Source organism: Streptomyces sp. NPDC048664, from assembly GCF_040650555.1.
GTDB lineage: Bacteria > Actinomycetota > Actinomycetes > Streptomycetales > Streptomycetaceae > Streptomyces.
The window spans coordinates 224,840-246,817 of the sequence record NZ_JBEZHK010000010.1 but is presented as its reverse complement, the minus strand read 5'-3'; the positions used below and the strand labels follow the sequence as shown (position 1 = coordinate 246,817).

16 protein-coding genes are annotated in these 21,978 nt (G+C 71.9%); 6 read left to right on the top strand and 10 right to left on the bottom strand.

What is annotated here, in order from left to right; all coding sequences use genetic code 11:
• The first annotated feature begins 3 nt into the window (after positions 1–3).
• Complete coding sequence (locus AB0C59_RS14280) at positions 4–3,567, top strand: CDP-glycerol glycerophosphotransferase family protein (protein ID WP_363004130.1); 3,564 nt, start codon at positions 4–6, stop codon at positions 3,565–3,567.
• An 87-nt stretch (positions 3,568–3,654) separates the two neighbouring features.
• Here the strand turns inward: AB0C59_RS14280 and AB0C59_RS14275 are convergent, their stop codons facing one another.
• From AB0C59_RS14275 to AB0C59_RS14250, 6 genes are all read right to left on the bottom strand, one after another.
• On the bottom strand, positions 3,655–4,719 hold the full coding sequence (locus AB0C59_RS14275) for a glycosyltransferase family A protein (RefSeq protein WP_363004128.1): 1,065 nt from the start codon (positions 4,717–4,719) through the stop codon (positions 3,655–3,657).
• 157 nt (positions 4,720–4,876) lie between these two features.
• Positions 4,877–6,322 (bottom strand): GTPase ObgE, encoded by a 1,446-nt coding sequence (gene obgE / locus AB0C59_RS14270; protein ID WP_363004126.1) that lies wholly within the window; start codon positions 6,320–6,322, stop codon positions 4,877–4,879.
• 168 nt (positions 6,323–6,490) lie between these two features.
• Positions 6,491–6,745, bottom strand: a complete 255-nt coding sequence (gene rpmA / locus AB0C59_RS14265) for a 50S ribosomal protein L27 (protein ID WP_363004124.1) — start codon at positions 6,743–6,745, stop codon at positions 6,491–6,493.
• A gap of 14 nt (positions 6,746–6,759) precedes the next feature.
• A complete protein-coding gene (gene rplU, locus AB0C59_RS14260; RefSeq protein ID WP_363004122.1) occupies positions 6,760–7,080 on the bottom strand; it encodes a 50S ribosomal protein L21 in 321 nt (106 codons plus the stop codon).
• 255 nt (positions 7,081–7,335) lie between these two features.
• Positions 7,336–11,355, bottom strand: a complete 4,020-nt coding sequence (locus AB0C59_RS14255; RefSeq protein WP_363004120.1) for an Rne/Rng family ribonuclease — start codon at positions 11,353–11,355, stop codon at positions 7,336–7,338.
• Between the two features lie 244 nt (positions 11,356–11,599).
• Entirely contained in the window at positions 11,600–12,394 is a 795-nt protein-coding gene (locus tag AB0C59_RS14250; RefSeq protein WP_363004118.1) for a TIGR03936 family radical SAM-associated protein, read from the bottom strand.
• A 387-nt stretch (positions 12,395–12,781) separates the two neighbouring features.
• Between AB0C59_RS14250 and AB0C59_RS14245 the strand changes: the two genes are divergently transcribed.
• Together AB0C59_RS14245 and AB0C59_RS14240 are read left to right on the top strand one after the other, a co-directional pair.
• Positions 12,782–13,366, top strand: coding sequence for a TerD family protein (locus AB0C59_RS14245; RefSeq protein ID WP_363004167.1), 585 nt, complete (start codon positions 12,782–12,784; stop codon positions 13,364–13,366).
• A 121-nt stretch (positions 13,367–13,487) separates the two neighbouring features.
• Positions 13,488–14,078: a hypothetical protein gene (locus AB0C59_RS14240; RefSeq protein WP_363004116.1), complete on the top strand. Its 591-nt coding sequence runs from the start codon at positions 13,488–13,490 to the stop codon at positions 14,076–14,078.
• Between the two features lie 43 nt (positions 14,079–14,121).
• Here the strand turns inward: AB0C59_RS14240 and AB0C59_RS14235 are convergent, their stop codons facing one another.
• Positions 14,122–14,673, bottom strand: coding sequence for a MarR family transcriptional regulator (locus tag AB0C59_RS14235; RefSeq protein ID WP_363004114.1), 552 nt, complete (start codon positions 14,671–14,673; stop codon positions 14,122–14,124).
• Positions 14,674–14,868: 195 nt separating this feature from the next.
• Between AB0C59_RS14235 and AB0C59_RS14230 the strand changes: the two genes are divergently transcribed.
• Both AB0C59_RS14230 and AB0C59_RS14225 read left to right on the top strand, forming a co-directional pair.
• Positions 14,869–15,957: an alkene reductase gene (locus AB0C59_RS14230; RefSeq protein WP_363004112.1), complete on the top strand. Its 1,089-nt coding sequence runs from the start codon at positions 14,869–14,871 to the stop codon at positions 15,955–15,957.
• A gap of 14 nt (positions 15,958–15,971) precedes the next feature.
• Positions 15,972–16,877 (top strand): NADP-dependent oxidoreductase, encoded by a 906-nt coding sequence (locus AB0C59_RS14225; RefSeq protein ID WP_363004110.1) that lies wholly within the window; start codon positions 15,972–15,974, stop codon positions 16,875–16,877.
• Positions 16,878–16,971: 94 nt separating this feature from the next.
• Here AB0C59_RS14225 and AB0C59_RS14220 read toward each other — a convergent pair whose 3' ends face one another.
• On the bottom strand, positions 16,972–17,472 hold the full coding sequence (locus tag AB0C59_RS14220) for a DUF3761 domain-containing protein (RefSeq protein WP_363004108.1): 501 nt from the start codon (positions 17,470–17,472) through the stop codon (positions 16,972–16,974).
• Between the two features lie 108 nt (positions 17,473–17,580).
• Positions 17,581–18,885 (bottom strand): hypothetical protein, encoded by a 1,305-nt coding sequence (locus AB0C59_RS14215; RefSeq protein ID WP_363004106.1) that lies wholly within the window; start codon positions 18,883–18,885, stop codon positions 17,581–17,583.
• A 413-nt stretch (positions 18,886–19,298) separates the two neighbouring features.
• On the opposite strand from AB0C59_RS14215, the gene AB0C59_RS14210 reads away from it, so the two are divergent.
• Positions 19,299–19,805 (top strand): RICIN domain-containing protein, encoded by a 507-nt coding sequence (locus AB0C59_RS14210; protein WP_363004104.1) that lies wholly within the window; start codon positions 19,299–19,301, stop codon positions 19,803–19,805.
• Between the two features lie 115 nt (positions 19,806–19,920).
• Here AB0C59_RS14210 and AB0C59_RS14205 read toward each other — a convergent pair whose 3' ends face one another.
• The gene (locus tag AB0C59_RS14205; RefSeq protein WP_363004102.1) at positions 19,921–21,891 is read right to left on the bottom strand and encodes a TIGR03960 family B12-binding radical SAM protein; all 1,971 of its coding nucleotides are present in this window, start codon (positions 21,889–21,891) and stop codon (positions 19,921–19,923) included.
• Positions 21,892–21,978 lie beyond the last annotated feature (87 nt).

Genomic DNA, 21,978 nt, shown 5'->3' with positions numbered 1-21,978 from the left:
GCCATGGCCCCTCGGCTCAGCGTCATCGTCCCGATCTACAACGTGGAGCGGTATCTGCCCGCCTGCCTCGACTCGCTGGCGGCGCAGACCTTCCGCGACATCGAAGTGCTGATGGTGGACGACGGTTCGCCCGACGACTCCGCCGCCATCGCGGCCGAGTACGCCGCCCGCGACGCGCGGTTCAAGCTGATCCGCAAGGAGAACGCCGGACTCGGCGCCGCCCGCAACACGGGCATCGCCCACATGTCCCCCGAGGCGGAGTTCCTGACCTTCGTGGACAGCGACGACGTCATCCCGCCGGACGCCTACCGGCTGATGGTCACCAGCCTGGACGGATCGGGCTCGGACCTCGCCACCGGCAACGTCTTCCACCTCAAGGGCGAGAAGTCCTGGCAGGTGCCGCTGCTGAAGATGCTCGCCGGCGAGGCCCGCAAGCGCACCCACATCTCGAAGAACCCCAAGCTGGTCGCCGACCGCATCGCCTGCAACAAGGTCTTCCGGCGCACCTTCTGGGAGGGCGAGGGCTTCGCCTTCCCCGAGGGCATCCTGCACGAGGACATCCCCGTCGTGCTGCCCGCCCACTACAAGGCGCAGGCCATCGACATCATCGGTGAGCCGACGTACTTCTGGCGGCTGCGCGAGGGCGAGTCGGCGCCCTCGATCACCCAGCGCCGCAAGGAGCCGCAGGCGATCCGCGACCGCGTCACCGCCGTGAGCATGGTCAGCGACTTCCTCGCCCAGGAGCAGGACCCCGAGTTCGCCGAGTACAAGCGCCAGTACGACGACCGGGTCCTGCGCGACGACCTGCGCCTGTTCCTGCGTGTCCTGCCCGACGCCACGGCCGAGTTCCACGAGGCGTTCCTGGAGGCGGCCAACCGCTACCTCGACACCATCGACCCGAAGATCGTCATGGCGCTGCCGACGGATCTGCGGGTGCAGTGGCTCCTGGTGCGCAAGCACGCCATGCCCGAGCTGATCGCGCTCCTGGCCTCCCAGCGCCGCAAGGACCCCGTCGAGGTCTCCGGCACGTTCCGCAAGTACGCCAGCTTCCGCACCCTCGAGGAGAGCGGGTTCGAGCTGCCCAAGGCGGCCCTGCGCATCGACGGCGACCTCGGCCTGCGCGCCCCGCTGCGCTCGGTCACCTGGCAGGACGGCAAGCTGCTGCTGTCCGGTGACGCCTGGATCGACAAGGTCGACATGGCCTCCAAGCGCGCCAGCCTCAAGGTCCTCCAGCTCAAGCGCGAGGGCTCCCGCCGCCGTATGTTCCTGACGGCCAAGAACGCCTACCACCCCGAGTGCACCACCGACTCGGGCCAGAAGCGCTACAACTACGACTGGGCGGGCTGGGAGCTGGAGTTCGACCCGGCGAAGCTGCGCAAGGGCGGCGCCTGGCAGGAAGGCCTGTGGCACGTCGGCGTCAACGTCTACGCCTCCGGTCTGGTCCGGCGCAGCGGCGTCTGGGCCCGGGGCGGCTCCGCGGCCAACTTCCCGCCCTACCAGTGGCTGGACGACGACTTCCGGCTGCTGCCGAGCGTCGAGCGCGGCGCGTTCAAGCTGCGGGTCGAGCGGGTGCGCGCGCTGGTCACCGACCGCGCTCTGGACGGCGACGCGCTGTCCGTCGGCGGCGAGATACGCACCGACCTCCTGCCCGGTGAGACGGTGACGCTGCGTCTGAGCAACGCCAAGGGCGGCGAGGTGCGCACCTACCCCGTCGAGGTCACGCGGGACGGCGCGAGGACGGCCTTCCGGGCCCGTGTGCCGCTGACCGACGTGGCCCTGCTCGGCGACGAGAGCGTGGACGGCAAGGCGCAGCCCGAGCGCCGCCTGTGGAGCACGGTCCTGCTGGCCACCTCCGCGGACGGCAAGGAGCGCCAGTTCAGCAGTGTCATGAGCGAGAGCCTCGAGGACGTCAGCTTCGATCTGCCGGCGTCCTTCGGCGAGGCGGGCGCCCACCGGGAGATCGCCCTGGTCGGCGGCCACAACGGCTACCTCAAGATCATCGGCCGCAAGCGCCGCGCCATGATCACCGGGATCGGCCTGGAGAACGACCGGATCGTGGTGCGCGGCCACGCCAGCCCGGAGCTGATCGGCTCCGAGCTCGTCCTCAAGGCCGGCAACCGCTTCGACGAGCGCCGGACACCGGTGGAGTGGTCCAAGGACGCCACGTTCACGGTGGCCTTCGACCCGTCCGTGATGGGCGGCTCCGGCCAGGTACCGCTGAAGGCCGGCCGCTGGAACCTGCTGCTGCGCGCCGCGGACACCCGGGTGCCGGACACCGAGTTCGTCGTGGACCGGCTCGCCGCCGCGCAGTTCCCGCTGCGCGCCGAGCTGAGCGACCGCCGCTACTGGTTCGAGAACCGCTGGGGCGACTTCCCGCAGCTCAACTGCCGCTCGGAGCTGAGCGACCTGGAGCGCGGCCCCTACCGGCAGCTCCAGCTGCGCCGCGAGGTGTACGAGCCGCTGCGCCAGGAGCCTTTGCGCGAGCAGGTGTTCTTCCTCAGCTACAACGGCAAGCAGTACTCCGACAGCCCGCGCGCCATGCACGAGGAACTCCTGCGCCGCGGCAGCGACATGAAGTTCCTGTGGGCGGTGCGCGACGGCCAGGTGACCCTGCCGCCGACCGCCGAGAAGGTCCGCATGTGGGGCCGCGAGTGGTTCGAGGCGCTGGCCACGTCCAAGTACATCGTCACCAACGGGCATCTGCCCGAGTGGGTGGAGCGCCGCCCCGGCCAGGTGATCGTGCAGACCTGGCACGGCACCATGCTGAAGAAGATCGGCCACGACATCGAGACCCTGTACTTCGACCGCGAGTACCAGAACCGTCTGGCGCTGGAGGCGAAGAACTGGAGCCTGCTCGTCTCGTCCAACCGGTTCTCCACGCCCATCCTCAAGCGCGCCTTCTCCTACGACGGGGAGGTCCTCGAAGCCGGCTACCCGCGCAACGACTACCTCTACTCCCCGGACCGGGACAAGATCGCCGAAAAGGTGCGCCAGGAACTGGGCGTGCCCAGCGACAAGAAGATCGTGCTGTACGCGCCGACCTGGCGTGACGACCAGTCGCACAGCGCCGGCCAGTACCTCTTCGACCTGCGGATCGACCTGGAGGACGCGCAGAAGCGGCTGGGCGAGGACCACGTCCTGCTCATCCGGCGCCACTCCAACGTGGTGGACGCGGTGCCGGGCGCGGGCAACGGGTTCGTGTACGACGCCTCGGAGTACCCGGACATCGCGGACCTGTACGTCGCGGCCGACATCATGATCACGGACTACTCGTCGGTCATGTTCGACTACGCGCACCTCAAGCGGCCCATGCTCTTCTTCACCTACGACCTGGAGCACTACCGGGACAAGCTGCGCGGGTTCTACTTCGACTTCGAACAGGACTCGCCCGGCCCGCTGGTCTTCACCTCGGAGGAACTGGTGAGCTCGATCCGCGACATCGACCAGGTGTCGGCGGACTACCAGGACCGCTTCGACCGCTTCCACCACCTGTTCTGCGACCTGGACGACGGCCACGCCTCGTCCCGGGTGGTGGACCGCATGCTGGAGCAGTCGAAGGAGCTGTGACGCACAGGACGGGCCGGAGGCGGGCAGAGCCTCCGGCCCGTCCCCGAGTCCCCGTCCCCCGCGGCGGCACGGCATGCGCGGCGCGCGCTACCCGGGGAGCAGGAGGCGGCGCAGAAGCCGCCGCGCCGCCCGCAGTCGCCGGCGCGCCCAGGCCGCCCCCCGCCGGGGACCGCGCCGAGGCGCGGCCGGGGTCCGCGCCTCGGCCATCAGTGCCGTCACCGAGGTGAGTTCGTCGACCAGCCCCTGTTCCAGCAGGAGGCACCGCGCCCGCGCCAGCGGATCCAGCCGCGCGACGACCTCGGCCGGGAAGAAGTCCCGCACCAGCTCCCCGGCGAGCTTCACACACAGCGCCCGCGTCTCCTCGGGCAGTTCCGCGAACCGCTCGTCGAAGCGCCCCACCACCTCCAGCGTGAGCCACCGGATCAGCAGCCCGTCGCGCCGCGCGCCCGGCGGCACCCGCTCCACCACGACGCCCAGCACGTCGCGCACGACGCCGTAGAACGGCACCGGGTCGGGCATCTGCTGCGTCAGATGGGGGAAGCCCTCACGCCGCACCAGGTAGTAGCAGTCGTAGTCGGCCACGACGGAGATCGAGCGGGCCAGCAGATACGCGGAGACGACGAAGACCTGCTCCTCCGCCAGCCGCACCCCCTCGGTGAAGCACAGCCCGTGCTCCAGGACGAGGGAGCGCCTGAAGAGCTTGTGCGCGGTGAGCGACCAGACGGCCTTGGTGGTGAAGACGTCGCCGCCCTCGACACTGCGCCGAAAGGGCGTGATGGGCGCCTTGCGGCCCACCCCCTTGATCCGGCCGAGCACCACGTCGCTGCCGTCGCGCTCGGCCGCGGCCAGCATGCGTTCCAGCGCCTCGGCGCCCAGGTAGTCGTCCGGATCCGCGAAGAACAGGAACTCGCCCTCGGCCATCGCGACGGCCCGGTTGCGGGGCCCGCCCGGTGCTCCGGAGTTCTCCTGGTGCACCACGCGGACGCGGCCGGGGTGGCGTGCGGCCCAGGCGTCCAGGACCGCGGCGCTGCCGTCGGTGGAGCCGTCGTCCACCGCGACGACCTCGATGTGCTCGAACCCCAGCGACTGCTCGGCGATCGACCGGAGGCACCCCTCCAGGTGGACGCCCGCGTCGTGGACCGGGACGAGCACGGAGACCTTCGGACGGTGTGAGGGCGCGCAGCCCATATGACTCCCCCATGGAGCACGGATCATCAAAGGACGGCGGGGGCGCCGCAGGACGGCACCCCCACTCCTATGGATCACGTAGCGCGCCCACCCTCCGTTCACCCGGAGGGGGGTCCGACTGTCAGAAGGGTTCGAAGTCGTCGAAGTCGCGCTGCGCCTCGTCGCGCGCCGCGTCCCGGTCCCGGCGGCGCTGCGCGGCGGGCCGTACGCCCTCGAAGCGGTGGTCCTCGCCGCGCCGGCCGAGCATCTCCGCGCCCGCCATCGCCGTGGGCTCCCAGTCGAAGACCACGGCGTTGTCCTCGGGGCCGATGGCCACGCCGTCGCCGTTGCGGGCGCCCGCCTTCATCAGCGCCTGCTCGATGCCGAGGCGGTTCAGGCGGTCGGCGAGGTAGCCGACGGCCTCGTCGTTGTTGAAGTCGGTCTGGCGCACCCAGCGCTCGGGCTTCTCGCCGCGCACGCGGAACAGCGGCTCGCCGCCGGCCTCCTCGCGGGTGACGGTGAAGCCCGCGTCGTCCACGGCCTTGGGCCGGATGACGATCCGGGTCGCCTCCTCCTTCGGCTTGGCCCCGCGCGCGGTGGCGACCAGCTCGGCGAGGGCGAAGGACAGCTCCTTCAGGCCGAGGTGGGCCACGGCGGACACCTCGAAGACGCGGTATCCGCGCGCCTCCAGATCGGGCCGCACCATCTCGGCGAGGTCCTTGCCGTCGGGCACGTCGATCTTGTTGAGGACGACGAGCCGCGGACGGTCGCCGAGTCCGCCGTACTGCCGCAGCTCCTCCTCGATGATGTCGAGGTCGGAGACCGGGTCGCGCTCGGACTCCAGCGTGGCCGTGTCCAGGACGTGCACGAGGACGCTGCACCGCTCGACATGGCGCAGGAACTCCAGGCCCAGGCCCTTGCCCTGGCTCGCGCCCGGGATGAGCCCGGGGACGTCGGCGACGGTGTACACGGTGGAGCCCGCGGTGACCACGCCCAGGTTGGGGACGAGGGTGGTGAAGGGGTAGTCGGCGATCTTCGGCTTGGCGGCGGACAGCACGGAGATCAGGGAGGACTTGCCGGCGCTCGGGTAGCCGACCAGGGCCACGTCCGCGACCGTCTTCAGCTCCAGCACGATGTCCTGGAGGTCGCCGGGCACGCCGAGGAGCGCGAAGCCGGGCGCCTTGCGGCGGGCGGAGGCCAGCGCCGCGTTGCCGAGGCCGCCGCGGCCGCCCTGGGCGGCGATGTACGAGGTGCCCTCGCCGACCAGGTCGGCCAGCACGTTGCCCGCCTTGTCGAGCACGACCGTGCCGTCCGGGACCGTCAGGACCAGGTCCTGGCCGTCCTTGCCGGCCCGGAAGCCGCCCTCGCCGGGCTTGCCGTTGGTGGCCTTGCGGTGCGGGGAGTGGTGGTAGTCGATCAGCGTGGTCACCGACTGGTCGACGGTGAGGATCACATCGCCGCCGCGGCCGCCGTTGCCGCCGTCGGGGCCGCCGAGCGGCTTGAACTTCTCACGGTGGACGGAGGCACAGCCGTGGCCTCCGCTACCCGCGGCGACATGCAGTTCGACGCGGTCCACGAAGGTGGTCATCTTGGTGCCTCCTGCCAGTTCCCCCGGCCGGGCGGCTGGGGGATACGGAATACATGGTGCTCAACAAGCGAAAGGCGGACCCGCCTTCCCGACCGGGAAGTGAGGTCCGCCTCACGCGAGGATCTCGCGATTCACTCGCGAAGTCTCTGCCGTGTGTGCAGCGTTCGGTCAGGCGACCGGAACGATGTTCACGACCTTGCGGCCACGGTGGGAGCCGAACTCCACCGCACCGGGCTGCAGGGCGAACAGCGTGTCGTCGCCGCCACGGCCGACACCGGCGCCCGGGTGGAAGTGGGTGCCACGCTGGCGGACCAGGATCTCACCCGCGTTGACGACCTGACCGCCGAAGCGCTTCACGCCGAGCCGCTGGGCATTGGAGTCGCGACCGTTCCGGGTGGACGATGCGCCCTTCTTGTGTGCCATCTGTTCTCAGTCCCTTACTTCGCAGCCGTGGGGATCGACGTGACCTTGATCGCCGTGTACTGCTGGCGGTGGCCCTGACGACGGCGGTAGCCGGTCTTGTTCTTGTAGCGCAGAATGTCGATCTTCTGCCCCTTGTGGTGGTCCACGATCTCGGCCTGGACCTTGATGCCCGCCAGGACCCACGGGTCGCTGGTCACGGCGTCGCCGTCGACAACGAGCAGGGTCGAGAGCTCGACCGTGTCGCCAACCTTGGCAGTGGAAATCTTGTCAACCTCAACGATGTCGCCGACAGCAACCTTGTGCTGGCGACCACCGCTGCGCACGATGGCGTACACGCGGATCTCACTCTCTCGCTCGGGACGGCATCCCCGCAGTCCAGCCGCCCGGCACACGGGCGGCCTCTCCGGAACACCCAGTGCTCCGAAGGAAGAGGTTTACGGGGATGGGGCGCGCCAATACCTATGGACACGCCGACGGTCAAGGTTACGGGGCGGTGGCCTGGAGGGTCAAACCGGACCGGGCCCCGCGCCTGTGCGGCCGGTCACGTGGACCGGCCGCACAGGGCGATCAGGCAGGTGCCTCGAGGACGGTCAGTCCTCGTCGGCGGCGGACGCGGAGACCGTGGTCTTCTTCGCCGCCGACTTGGCCGCGACGGTCGTCTTGGCGGTCTTCGCCGCCTTCTTGGCCGTCGTCTTCTTCGCCGCCGTCGTCTTCTTGGCGGCGACCTTCTTGGTGGCGGCCTTCTTCGCCGTCGCCTTCTTGGCGGTCTTGCGGGCCGCCTTCTTGGCGGGCGCCGCCTCCTCGGCCTCGGCCTGCGCGGGCTCGGCCTCGGCCTCGGCCGGGGTCTCCGCCGCGGGGACGACCGTGACGGCCGTCTCCTCGGAGGAGGTCGGTGCCGTCGCCTTGCGCACGGCACGGCGGCGCGGACGGGCCGGGGCCGCCTCGCTCTCGGCCGGGGCCTCGGCCTTCGGCGCGGGCTCGGCCTCGGGCTCGGTGGCGACCGGCGCCGGCGCGGTCTCGGCCACCGTCAGCACGGCCTCGGCGGGCGCACCGGCGGGCGCCGACACCTTGCGGGTCGCACGGCGGCGCGTACGGCCCTTGGGCGCGGCGTCCTCCTCGACGGGCGCGGGTACCGCCTCGACCACCGGGTCCTCGGCGGCCATCGGCTCGGCCTCCGCCTCCACCCGGGACTTGGGGGCACGCTCGTCCTTACGCGACTTCGGGGCACGCTCCTCGGCCCGCGGCGCGCCCGCGGGGGCGGACGCCCTGCGGGTGGCGCGGCGGCGCGAACGGCCTCGGGACGCGGCGGCCTCGGCCTCGGCGACGCTGCTGAACAGCTCCTCGTCGGGCTCGAACGCCGGCTCGGGAAGCGCGGCGGGCGCGGCGACCTCGGCGGCGACCTCGGCCGCGCTCTCGGTGCGGCGCTCCGCGACGGCGGCCTCGGAGGTCTCCTCGACCTCGGCGGCCACGCTCTCGTGCGTCTCGTGCTCGTGGGTGTCGTGCTCGTGCTCGGCGCCGCCCCGGCCCCGCTTGCGGCGCTTGCCGCCACCGCCGGAGGCGGAGGCCTGCTCCATGTGCACGATCACACCGCGCCCGTTGCAGTGGACGCAGGTCTCGGAGAACGACTCCAGCAGGCCCTGTCCGACCCGCTTGCGGGTCATCTGGACGAGGCCCAGCGAGGTCACCTCGGCGACCTGGTGCTTCGTACGGTCCCGGCCCAGGCATTCCAGCAGGCGCCGCAGCACCAGGTCCCGGTTGGACTCCAGCACCATGTCGATGAAGTCGACGACGATGATGCCGCCGAGGTCGCGCAGCCGCAGCTGGCGCACGATCTCCTCGGCCGCCTCCAGGTTGTTCCTGGTGACGGTCTCCTCCAGGTTGCCGCCCTGGCCGGTGAACTTGCCGGTGTTGACGTCGACGACGACCATCGCCTCGGTGCGGTCGATCACCAGCGAACCGCCGCTGGGCAGCCAGACCTTGCGATCCAGCGCCTTGGCGAGCTGCTCGTCGATCCGGTACGTGGCGAAGACGTCGACCTCACTGGTCCAGCGCTGGAGGCGGCCGGCCAGGTCGGGGGCGACATGGGAGACGTATCCGTGGATCGTCTGCCACGCCTCGTCACCGCTGACGATGACCTTGGAGAAGTCCTCGTTGAAGATGTCGCGCACGACCCGGACGGTCATGTCCGGCTCGCCGTAGAGCAGCGTCGGGGCGTTGCCGCTCTTCGCCTTCTTCTGGATGTCCTCCCACTGCGCCTGGAGGCGCTCGACGTCCCGGCGCAGCTCGTCCTCGCTGGCGCCCTCGGCCGCGGTGCGCACGATGACGCCCGCGTCCTCGGGGACGATCTTCTTGAGGATGGTCTTCAGCCGGGACCGCTCGGTGTCGGGCAGCTTGCGGCTGATGCCGGTCATCGAGCCCTCGGGCACGTAGACCAGGTAACGGCCGGGGAGGGAGACCTGGCTGGTCAGGCGCGCGCCCTTGTGCCCGATCGGGTCCTTGGTGACCTGGACGAGCACGGACTGGCCGGACTTCAGGGCGGATTCGATGCGGCGCGGCCCGTTGGCCATGCCGAGCGCCTCGAAGTTGACCTCACCGGCGTACAGGACGGCGTTGCGGCCCTTGCCGATGTCGATGAACGCGGCCTCCATCGACGGCAGCACGTTCTGGACCTTGCCCAGGTAGACGTTGCCGACGTACGAGGTGGCCTGCTCCTTGTTGACGTAGTGCTCGACGAGCACGCCGTCCTCCAGGACACCGATCTGGGTGCGCTCGCCGCTCTGGCGGACGACCATCACGCGCTCGACGGCCTCGCGGCGGGCGAGGAACTCGGCCTCGGTGATGATCGGGACCCTGCGGCGGCCCTGCTCGCGACCCTCGCGACGGCGCTGCTTCTTGGCCTCCAGACGGGTCGAGCCCTTGATGGACTGCACCTCGTCGGCGGCGTCGCCGGACCGCTCGTCCTTCTTGCGGGGTTCGCGGACCTTGACGACGGTGCGCTCCGGGTCGTCCGAGGACGGCTCGTTGTCGCCACCGCTGTCACCGGCCCGGCGACGGCGGCGACGGCGACGGCGGCTGCTGGAGGAGCCGCCGGACCCCTCGTCCGACTCGTCGTGCTCGTCGGAGGCGTCCTCCGCGTCCTCCTCGACCTGCTCGGCGGTGTCCTCGGCGTCCTGCTCGGCCTGCTCCGAGGCGAGGTCCTCGCCCTCCTCGCCGTCGGCGGACTCGCCGCGGCGGCGGCGACGGCCGCCACGGCGGCGGCGACGGCGCGAGCCGGTCTCCTCGGACTCGTCGCCCTCGGCGGACTCCTCCGGCTCCTCGGCGTCCTCGGCCTCCTCCACCTCGTCGGTGGTCTCGGGCGCGGCGGCCACGGCCTCCTCGTCACCGGCCCGGCGACGGCGGCGACGGCGCGGCGCGGCGGCCTCCGCCTCCGCCTCCGCGGGCTCCCGCGACTCCTGGGTCTGGGGGGACTCCGGGGCGGCCTTGGGGGCCTTGGCGGCCTCGTCGCGCTGCTCGGCGGCCTCGGCGGCGGCGGCCGCGGCGGCTCGCTGGGGAGTCTGGAACATCGGCTCGGCGAAGACCGGCGCCTGGAACACGGGGACGCTGGGCCGCCCGGGACGGCGCCCGCCCTCGGCCGAGTCGTCGGCGGCGGGGCGCGCGGGCTCGGAGAAGCCGATGGCGGCCTTGCGGGTGGTGCGGCGGCGCCCACGGCGCGCACCGGACTCCTCGGCGGCGGGCTCCTCGACCTGGGTCGCCCGGGCCGGGGCCGGCTCGTCCTTGGGGGCGGCGGGCTGCGGCGTCGCCTCGGCCTCGGGGGCGGTCTCGGCGGTGGGCGCGGCCACCTGACGGGTGGCGCGACGGCGGGTGCGGCGGGGGGCGGGCTCCGCGGCGGGGGCCTCCTCTGCCGCGGCGGGCTCCGCCTCGGCGCCGGCCGGGGCCGTGGCGGGCTTCTCGTCACGCGTGGCGGCGGACGGCGTCTCGGCGGCTTCGGGCGCACCGGTGGGCGACGTCACACGACGTGTGGCACGACGACGCGTACGCCCCTTGGGCGCCGCTTCCTCCACCGCCTCCTCGGCGACCGCCTCCACGACCGGCGCCTCGGCCACAGCCTCCTCGGCGGCGGCCTTGACCACGACCTCAGCGGCCTCCCCGGCCGCCTCGGGCGCACCGGTGGGCGACGTCACACGACGTGTGGCACGACGACGCGTACGCCCCTTGGGCGCGGCATCCTCCACCGCCTCCTCGGCGACCGGCGCCTCGGCCACAGCCTCCTCGGCGGCGGCCTTGACCACGACCTCAGCGGCCTCCCCGGCCGCCTCGGGCGCACCGGTGGGCGAGGTCACACGACGCGTGGCACGACGACGTGTACGCCCCTTGGGCGCCGCTTCCTCGGTGCTCGGCTGCGTCTCTTCGTTCTCTTCCACCTCGGGAACCTCCACGGTCTCGGTGGCGGCTCCCGCCGACTCGGCGGGCGATGCGGTGGGCGTGACTGCGGCCGTCTCGGACGGCGGTCCCGCGGGACGCGATGCGGCACGGCGCCGACGGCGCGGCGGCAGGGTGTCGCTGGGGGTGGTGTGTTCGGAGCCCTCGGTGGGCTCGGTCGGTTCGAGCATGCGGGCGTTTCTCCCGTCAGGCTCCCGGGCGCCGCGCCTGGCCCGGCGATGCCGGTGACGTCCGCGGCTCGCGCGATGCGCGGTGCCGCCGTCCGGGGCGCGGGCGCCGCTCGGAAGCTCTCTGTGTCCTGTCTCGCCGGTTCCGTACGCCTTGTCGCTTACGGCCTGGCGAAAGTCTTCTGGTCGGTGCGCTGCCCGACCCAGGTGGCTCCCGAGTACGAGGGCGGCGCTTCGACGCGCGTCCTTACGCGGAACCTTCCGGCGTCGGCGCCGTCGCGGCGGCAGTAGTGGCGGCCGTGGTCGGCTCGGTCACTGCTGCCTCGCGGTCGGGCGCGAGCGGGTCGGTCACCGTGCCGGTCTCTTCATCGAGCAGCCCCTGCGCCAGCCTGGTCACCGCTGCGGGGACCGGCGGCGCCAGGTCGGCCACGGCGCGGAGACCGGACAGGACGTCGTCGGGTCGTACGGCAGGCGTCACGTGCCGAACAACCAGCCGCAGTATCGCACAGGGCTGGTCGGTCGGCCCATCATGGTGTGCGGTGTGAGCCTCTTCGACGGCCTGGAGGTCCGCGACGGCGGAGCGGGCGTCGAAGGTGCGGACGCCGTTCTTGGTCATGCGCTGGACCTCGACGACCGCGGCCTCGTTGAACGCCCGCACGGCGCGCCGGGCGTCCTCGGGGTCCACGCCGTCGAGCCGCAGCTCCCACACGGAGGCGGTGAGCCGGTCGGCGAGCCCGGAGGTGCGGGCCTCGACGGCGTCGACGATGTCGAGCCCGCCGGGCAGCGACTCGTCGAGCAGGGCACGCAGGGTGCCCGGGTCGCGCGCCTGGGTGAGGGCGATCTCCAGGTACTCCGCCTCACTGCCCGTACCGGTGGGTGCGGCATTGGCGTACGACACCTTCGGGTGCGGCGTGAACCCCGCCGAGTACGCCATCGGCACCTCGGAGCGGCGCAGCGCACGCTCGAAGGCGCGCTGGAAGTCACGGTGGCTGGTGAACCGGAGGCGGCCGCGCTTGGTGTAGCGCAGTCGGATGCGCTGCACCGCGGGTGCGGGCGGCGGGCCTTCGGGCTGTCGCTTGCCCAGTGTCGTTCAGTCCTTCGTGAGAGCGGTCGTCCTGGTACCTAGATTACGTGCCCCGCCGCCCGGAGGTTCCCGGCCCTGTCCCGGCCCCGACCGCGGCGTCGAGGGCGACGGGGTCCCGGGCCGCCCGGCCGCCCCCGCCGCCCGGGGTGCGACGGACCACGGTGTGGGCGCCAGGAGACGCGGCGCGCCCGGAACGTTCCGTTCCTCTTGCCTCCGGTTCGGCCCAAGTCACCGCACAGCGCCCACTGTCACGCGCTTGTAGCGAATACGCCATGTCGAACCCCGTTGAATCCGGGCACACTTTGCGTGTCGCAATCCGGCCATCAAGAGGATGTTCCACGCATGATTCATACGCTCACGAAGGAAGACGGCCCGGCGGATCTGGACGGAGTCACCCACCTGTCCATAGGGGTGTCCTGGGACCCCACCGCCGGGACGAGCGGCGGCGTGATGGGGATGCTGCGCCGCAACGTCGGCACGGATCTGGACCTGATCGCCGTCGCCATGCAGGGCTCGGACCCGGTGCGACTGGCCGGACTCGACTCGCTCGACCCCATGGGCAACGGCGCCCTGATCCACAGCGGCGACAACCAGACCGGGCGCGGAGAGGGCGACGACGAGACCATCACGGTCGAGTTCTCCCGGGTGCCGCCCCACATCACGGCCATCGTCTTCGTCGCCGCCGCCTTCAAGAAGGGGAGTTCGTTCCAGAAGGCGCGCAACATCAGCTTCAAGGTGTACGACGCGACGGGAGGCAGCACCCAGCAGGTCGCCGACATCTGGCCGAGCCTGCTCACCCAGGACAACGGCTGCGCGGTGGCCAAGGCCGTGCGCGTCGGGAACGTCTGGAAGCTCGAGGTGATCAACGTGACCGGGAAGATCAAGCAGGGCGACGAGCACGCGCTGATGCGTTTCGCGATCAGCAAGTAGTCCGTGCGGTTCGCCCCCTTGGCCGCTCCGCGCCTCGGGAACGGGGCGGCCGTAGGGTCCCTGGCGGTTCATAGGTGAAGGTACTCATGACAGCCGGCACGGCCGCGGGGACCATCGGCCCATGACGACGATCAGATCGACGGCGATCCGCCGCGCCGCGCTGCCGCTGGCGGCGCTCGCCGTTCTGGCGGCGGGCTGCGGGACGCAGCGGGCGGGCGACGACGCGGGCGCGCCGGCGCCTTCACGGTCCGGGACCGCGACGGCCGGCGTGCCCGGCATCCCGAAGGACTTCACCTGCCCGGGTGAGAGCCCCTCCCCCGCGGCACCGACCACACCGGGGACCTCGGCCCCCGCCTCGCCGCCCGCCGACCACTACGCCGAGAACCACGGCTTCCGGGTTCCGCTCCCGCTGCACGGCCAGAGCCGCTGCGACGGGCTCGCGGCGTCCGCCCGCATCGCGAGGGCACTCGAACCGCTGCGCCGGCACGGTGACTTCAGGGCACCGAGCACCCTCGCCGCACTCGTCCGCCTCGGCTACCCCGCCGAGAAGGTGCGGTCCTCCCAGAGCGGCCCCACCGGGGTGAGCTTCCTCGTCGACGCCTCCTCGACGATGTGCCTGGAGGGCACCCTCGACCGCGCCGCCGTCCAGGCGGACGCCTTCGCGGGCTACCCGGACCACTCCGGCTGCGACGTGCCCTCGGGCGGCCACTGACGCCGGAGGGGGTCCACCGCCTCCCGGCCGCCCGGACCCCCGGTCAGTCCTCCTCGCCCGCGTCCTCCTCGCCCGCGTCCTCCTCGCCCGCCTCCGCGCTCCGCGCCACGGCCCGGGCCACGTTCCGCTCCAGGCGTTCCATGATGCGCAGGGCCGCCGCGCTCTCCTCCTCGCCGAGGCCCTCCGTCGAGATGTCCTCCAACTGGGCCCACACCTGCTCGACCTGACGGCGCAGGGCGTGACTGGCCACGGTCGGCTCGATGAGCGAGGCGCGCCGGTCGGTGGGCGAGGGGCGGCGGCGCACGAAGCCCGCCTGCTCCAGACGGCGCACGGTGCGGGTCATGGTGGCGGCGTCGGAGTCCATCAGCCGCACCAGATCCGCCTGGCGCTGGGCGCCCAGCTCCCACAGATGCATCATGACCAGCTCCTGCCCGGGATGCAGGCCGATGCGGCGCAGCAACTGCCCCGCGTACATGCGGTGCAGCCGGGCGAGCCGGAAGATCGCGTGGCTGACCGGGCCGCCCCTGGCCGCGCCCGGCAGCGGGACGGACGCCTCCGGCTCCGCCCCGTCGGGCCCCTGAGTGGACCGTGCCATCACTACCTCACTTTCCTGTTCGAGCAATACAAGTCTCCCATACTCGCAGGTAGCAAGGCGTTACTTACTTCACAACCGCCGTCGGGAACAGATTCGAGGTGGTTACCTGTTCGGACAGGTGATTTACTTGTTCGGACAGGCAATCGCCGATGCCGAGCGACTCGCACCAGCTACTCATCCCGAGGAAGACAGACCATGACCACTGCTTTCGAGCCGATCGTCCTGGGCGGCAAGCGCCTCGCGAACCGCGTCGCCATGGCGCCGATGACCCGCAGCCGCGCCTTCGGCCCCGGAGCCGAGCCGACGGACCTGATGGCGACCTACTACGCCCAGCGCGCGAGCGCCGGCCTGGTCGTCACGGAAGGCATCCAGCCCTCGCCGGTCGGCCAGGGCTACCCCGACACCCCCGGCCTGCACACGCCCGGCCAGGTGCGGGCCTGGCGGGCGGTGACCGACGCCGTGCACCGCGAGGGCGGCGTGATCTTCGCCCAGCTGATGCACACCGGCCGGGTCGGCCACCCCAGCCTGCTGCCCGACGGCCTGGTACCCGTCGGCCCGTCGGCGGTGGCCGCCAAGGGCCGGGTCTTCACCCACGAGGGGCCCAAGGACTTCGTGACGCCGAAGGAGCTGAGCGAGGCCGAGATCCGCCAGACCATCGACGACTTCGCCGCCGCGGCCCGCAACGCCGTCGAGGCCGGGTTCGACGGCGTGGAGCTCCACGGCGCCAACGGCTACCTGATCCACCAGTTCCTGGCCCCCGGCAGCAACCAGCGCAACGACGCCTGGGGCGGCGACGCCCAGGGCCGCACCCGCTTCGCCGTCGAGGTCGCCACCGCCGTGGCGGAGGCGATCGGCGGCCACCGCGTCGGCCTGCGGATCTCCCCCGGAAACGTGTTCAATGACATCACGGAGAACGACCTGGCCGGGGTCTACGGCACCCTGCTGGAGCGCCTCTCCGGCCTGGGACTCGCCTACCTGCACGTGATGGAGGGCCCGGACCGCGAGGTGACCCCCCGGCTGCGCGAGGCCTGGTCCGGCACGTTCGTGCTCAACCCGTTCACCTACCCCGACGCCACCGGTCCCGACGCGCTGAAGCTGATCGAGGACGGCAGCGCGGACATGGTGGCCTACGGGGCACTGTTCCTGGCCAACCCCGACCTGCCCCGGCGACTGGCTGCCGGAGGCCCCTTCAACTCCCCCGACCAGGCCACCTTCTACGGCGGCGACCAGCGCGGATACACCGACTACCCCGCCCTTCCCACCCCGTCCGCCCCCTCCGTCTGAGCGAGGAGTTCCCGATGTCCCAAGCGATCACTTTCTCCGAGTACGGCGCACCCGAGGTGCTGCGACTGTCGGAGGTCACCGTGCCGGAGCCCGGCCCGGGCCAGGTCCGGATCCGGGTGCGCGCCGCCTCGGTGAACCCCCTCGACATGAAGATCCGCTCCGGCCTGCTGGCCGGGACCTACCCCGCCCGCTTCCCCGTGATCCCCGGCCTGGACGCGGCCGGTGTCGTGGACGCCGTGGGCGAGGGCGCCGAGGCGGCCGTGGGGGACGAGGTCCTCGGCGCCGCCGTCGGCGGCGCTTACGCCGAGTACGCCCTGCTCGACCGGCCGCTGGCCAAGCCCGGGACCCTGTCGTGGGAGGTCGCCGCGTCGCTGGTCACGGTCGGCGAGACCGCGTTCCGCGTCCTCGGGCAGTTGGACGCGCCCGCGGGGCGGACGCTGCTCGTCCACGGCGCGGGCGGCAGCGTGGGCACCGTCGCGGTGCAGCTGGCCGTCGCCCGCGGTCTCACCGTCGTGGGAACGGCCGGCGAGCACGACCTCGAACGCCTCACCGCGCTCGGAGCCGTCGCGGTCCGCTACGGCGACGGCTGGGTGGAGCGGGTCGAGGCCGCGGCGCCCGCCGGGGTCGACTTCGTTCTCGACGCCTCCGGCGCCGGGGTGCTCGCCGACTCCGTCGCCCTGACCGGTGACAGCGCGCGCGTCCTCACCATCGCCGACATGTCCGCCGCGCAGCACGGCGTCCGCTTCAGCGCGGGCGGCACCGGGCAGGCCGGGGAGGCCCTGCCGGAGCTGGTCCGCCTGGCCTCGGCCGGGATGCTCACCGTGCCGGTCGGGCGCACCTACCCGCTGGCGGAGGCCGCGCGGGCGCACAGCGACCTGGAGGCACGCCGCACCCGCGGCAAGGCCGTCCTGCTGCCCTGACCCGCCAAGACCGCCGTCTCGCCTTTCCAGAGTGGGCGAGACGGCTCGGGGCCGCGGCCGGCACCTCCCCGTGCCGACCGCGGCCCCCGCGCGTCTACTTGTAGAACACCGCCACGCCTCCGTGGTGGGAGCAGGCGCCCTGATGGTGGGCCGCGTACGAGTAGGTGCCGTCGTTGCAGCGTGCCGTGGCCCCGTTCCCCGCACCGCCGGACCCCGACGACCCGGAGCCGCCGCTCCCCGTCGACCCACCGGACCCACCGGACCCACCGGAGCCGGATCCGCCGGCGCCGCCGCCCGAGCCGGCCGCCCGCGCGGTGACCGTCACCTTCACCTGGACCGTCTTCGTCGCCGTCGCCGTGGCCGTCACCGTGGACGCCGGCCGGGGCGTCACGGTCCGCGTGGCGGTCGCGGTGACCGTGGCCGTCGGCCGCACCTTGTCGGCCGTGGGCGTCACGTCGCCGCCCTTGTCCTGGCCACCGGCTCCGAGGCCGATGGCGAAGGCCACACCGATCGCGGGCAGCACGTACCGCTTTCTGCCCCACCGCGGTCGCGACACGACGGGCGGCTGCGGCGGCATGGTGTACGGATTGTTCATGTCCCCCCCCAAGGGATGTGGCGAAGGGACGACCGTAGCGCCGGTCACGGCGGCCGATACGGCAGTTTCGTTGAGCAGTCACCTATTTGTGACCGCGTCCCCCGCCCCTCAGGCGCCACCGCGCCGCACCCAGGCGCCCCCTCGGCCCGCCTTCATCAGCGTGTTGACGATGTGGGAGCGCCTACGACCGCCTCGCAACAGCCTCTCCGCCGCCAGTCCGAACGCCAGCGCGGGCGCCGCCATACCGACGGCCTCTCCGGCGCCGAGGGCCAACCCGGACCCGGCGAGGCCGAGCCCGGCCTCGGCGGCGGCCCACAGGAGCTGCCGGGGGCCCGCCCCACCGGCCGGCAGCCTGCCCTTGACCGTACGCAGCAGTGCCGCCAGGGCGTCGTCGGCCGCCGCCGCGTCCCCGACGCGCAGCGCCTGCTGGAACCCGTCGCGCCGGTGGGCCACGGCGTCGTCCTGGTGGATCTTCCCGATGTCCTGCCAGCCGAGCGTGCCGACCGCCGCCAGGTCCGCCGAGGTCAGGCCGTGCCCCGCGGAGGGCGCGGGGACGGGACCCGCCGACTCGAACAGCGCGTCCGTCGGCCGCCCCAGATACAGGCCCACGTCGGCCGCCTCGGGCAGGGACCGCGGAGAGGCCCCGTCGGTGCCGAGCGTGCGCTGGACCGCCGCGTTCCACGCCTGCGTCGCGGTGTTGCGCATCGCGGCCCTGTGCGGCGGATCCGTCGCGTCGAGGTGGGCGATGAGCAGGGACCTGCGGTGCCGGTCCGCTTCCCCCAGATGGGTCTCCAGGTACTGGAGCGTGCGCGCCACCGGCGCGTAGTCGCGGCTGGGCAGACCGGGCAACTCGGCCACCTCGCGCAGTACGTCGCAGTACGAGCTGGGGCGCGCCACGGCACTGGTCCCGAGCGGCACCCCGGCCTCCCGGGAGAAGTGGTGCAGCGTCCAGGCCACGGCCTGGAGCCGGTGCCGTGTCGCGCCGCCTTCCTCGTACCGCCGTCCCAGCTCGGTGCCTCGGGCGAACAACGGCCCCGGATTGGCGTCCCCACGCTCCAGGACCGCCTGCGACAACCTGGTCAGCGGCTCGGGCGAGTCGAACGACGAGGAGAGCCAACCGGGCTCCAACGCCCGATGCAGCCCCGTCGTGACGAGCGTGAACGGGTCGCTTCCGGCCGGGGCGCCGGTGGTGCAGCGCAGGAACCCGGGGCAACCGCGCACGAACGCCCTGAAGTCCTCCGACGCGAACAGCGTCTGCACCACAGGGCTGTCGATGAGCTGGATGTCGCTCAGCACCACCGTGTGCCCCAACATGGCCTGGATCTTCAGCATGACGGACAACGACTCGTCCTGCGGCACCCACCCGGACAGCCGCAGATGGTCACCGTCGAGCCAGTAGGCGTAGATCTCCATGCCCCACCCTCCCCCGAACCCCCGCACAGCGAGGTGAACTCAACTGCACAGAGGGCGAGTTGCCCCTGTCACGAGAAGATCATGCCAGGAGCGGCCCTACTTGGGAGGCGGACGGCGGGAGGTCGTGGAAGAGACGTGCGGCGACTGCCGACCAGCCGCGCGGCGACGGTACTTGAGCACCAGGAGCAATGCCGCGGCAACGACGAGGACGGACGGCTCCGTGAAGAAGTCCATGTCCTCGATCCTCTCCCTGAGGGCGCGATGCCCGCAAGATTCGCCAGGCGCGCCGAGGGCTACTTCAGGCCTCTTCTGTACGTGTCCGTACCCGTACGGACACGTGAGGTCTACTCTGCTGCCCGGATCGCCTCGGGGCCGCACCTTGTTGATCCGCACGTGGGAAGTGGAGTCCACTCATGTCCACACGACTCATGTCCGCACGACGCGCTCTGCTCGCGCTCGCCACCGCCGCGCTGACCGTGCCGGCCGTGGCCCTGACCGGCACACCGGCGCATGCCGCGGGTTTCAGCGAGATCAGCGTCTGGAACTCGAGCCACTGCCTCGACAACGCCACCGAGAACGCCGCGAAGCTCCAGATGTGGAAGTGCACCGGTGGCCCCGAACAGAAGTGGCTCGAGGAGTCCCTGCCGGGCGGCATGTACCGCTTCGTCAACCAGAACACGGGACGGTGCATCACCGGGACGACCGCCGCGCACCCGGGTCTCTGGATGGACGAGTGCAACCTCCTCCCCGACACCCAGAAGTGGCGCGTCGCCTACGAGGAGCCCAGGGGCCTGTTCAAGGTGTGGCAGAACGTGTCGAACGGAGGGTGCATGACGACCAGCAGTGTGGCCAACGGCACGCAGCCGCAGACGACCACCTGCGACTCCTCGGCCGCCTACCAGAGGTGGCACGAGCAGTAGCGGGCCGAAGACCATGCGGGGCCCTCAGGCCGCCTCGACCCCTTCGGTGTGAGCGAGGCCGCCGCCGACCTGGCGGTGCGCACACCGTCCAGCGCGGCGGCAGCCTCGTCCCACCTCAGTGCGTGTGGCCGCTCGAAGCCGGGGTCGGGGCCGCGCTCTTGACCGTCAGCGGGAGCAACTTCTTGCCCGTCGGGCCGATCTGGATGCTGGTGTCCATCTGCGGGCAGACCCCGCAGTCGAAGCACGGCGTCCAGCGGCAGTCCTCGACCTCTGTCTCGTCGAGGGCGTCCTGCCAGTCCTCCCAGAGCCAGTCCTTGTCGAGGCCCGAGTCCAGGTGGTCCCAGGGGAGGACCTCCTCGTAGGTGCGCTCGCGGGTGGTGTACCAGTCGACGTCCACGCCGAAGTCGGCCAGGGCCTTGTCCGCGCAGGTCATCCAGCGGTCGTACGAGAAGTGCTCGCGCCAGCCGTCGAAGCGGCCGCCGTCCTCGTAGACCGCGCGGATCACGGAGCCGATGCGGCGGTCGCCGCGGGAGAGCAGGCCCTCCACGATGCCGGGCTTGCCGTCGTGGTAGCGGAAGCCGATCGAGCGGCCGTACTTCTTGTCGCCGCGGATCTTGTCGCGCAGCTTCTCCAGGCGGGCGTCCGTCTCCTCGGCGCTCAGCTGCGGGGCCCACTGGAAGGGGGTGTGGGGCTTGGGGACGAAGCCGCCGATCGACACCGTGCAGCGGATGTCGTTGGCGCGGGAGACCTCGCGGCCCTTCTGGATCACGCGCGTGGCCATGTCGGCGATCTGGAGGACGTCGTCGTCCGTCTCCGTCGGCAGGCCGCACATGAAGTACAGCTTCACCTGACGCCAGCCGTTGCCGTAGGCCGTCGCGACCGTGCGGATGAGGTCGTCCTCGGAGACCATCTTGTTGATGACCTTGCGGATGCGTTCCGAGCCGCCCTCGGGGGCGAAGGTGAGGCCCGAGCGCCGGCCGTTGCGGGTCAGCTCGTTCGCCAGGTCGATGTTGAACGCGTCCACGCGGGTCGACGGCAGGGAGAGGCCGATCTTGTCCTCGGTGTAGCGGTCCGCGAGGCCCTTGGCGATGTCGCCGATCTCGCTGTGGTCGGCGGAGGACAGGGAGAGCAGGCCCACCTCCTCGAAGCCCGTCGCGTTCAGGCCCTTCTCGACCATCTCGCCGATGCCCGTGATCGAGCGCTCACGCACCGGGCGGGTGATCATGCCCGCCTGGCAGAAGCGGCAGCCGCGGGTGCAGCCGCGGAAGATCTCGACGGACATGCGTTCGTGGACCGTCTCCGCCAGGGGGACGAGGGGCTGCTTCGGGTACGGCCACTCGTCCAGGTCCATGACCGTGTGCTTGCTCACGCGCCAGGGGACGCCCGACTTGTTGGGCACGACGCGGCCGATACGGCCGTCGGGGAGGTACTCGACGTCGTAGAACGCCGGTACGTACACCCCGCCCGTCCTCGCCAGACGGAAGAGCAGTTCCTCACGGCCTCCGGGGCGGCCCTCGTCCTTCCAGGCGCGGATGATCTCGGTGATCTCCAGGACCGCCTGCTCGCCGTCGCCGATCACCGCGCAGTCGATGAAGTCCGCGATGGGCTCGGGGTTGAACGCCGCGTGGCCGCCCGCCAGCACGATGGGGTCGTCCAGGGTCCGGTCCTTGGACTCCAGCGGGATGCCCGCCAGGTCCAGGGCCGTCAGCATGTTCGTGTAGCCGAGCTCGGTGGAGAAGCTCAGGCCGAACACGTCGAAGGCCTTCACCGGGCGGTGGCTGTCGACGGTGAACTGCGGGACGGCGTGCTCCCGCATGAGGGCCTCCAGGTCCGGCCACACGCTGTACGTGCGCTCGGCGAGGACGCCCTCCCGTTCGTTCAGCACCTCGTAGAGGATCATGACGCCCTGGTTGGGCAGTCCGACCTCGTACGCGTCCGGGTACATGAGCGCCCAGCGGACGTCACAGGCCTCCCACGGCTTGACCGTGGAGTTGAGCTCTCCGCCGACGTACTGGATCGGCTTCTGCACATGCGGGAGCAGAGCTTCGAGCTGCGGGAACACCGACTGGGCGGCTTCGGCAGACATCTCGCGACTTTCGTGAGCTGGACGGAACTTACAGGGGTGACCATCTAGCGTAACGCGAGCGCGGCGGCACCACGGACGGCCGGAGGC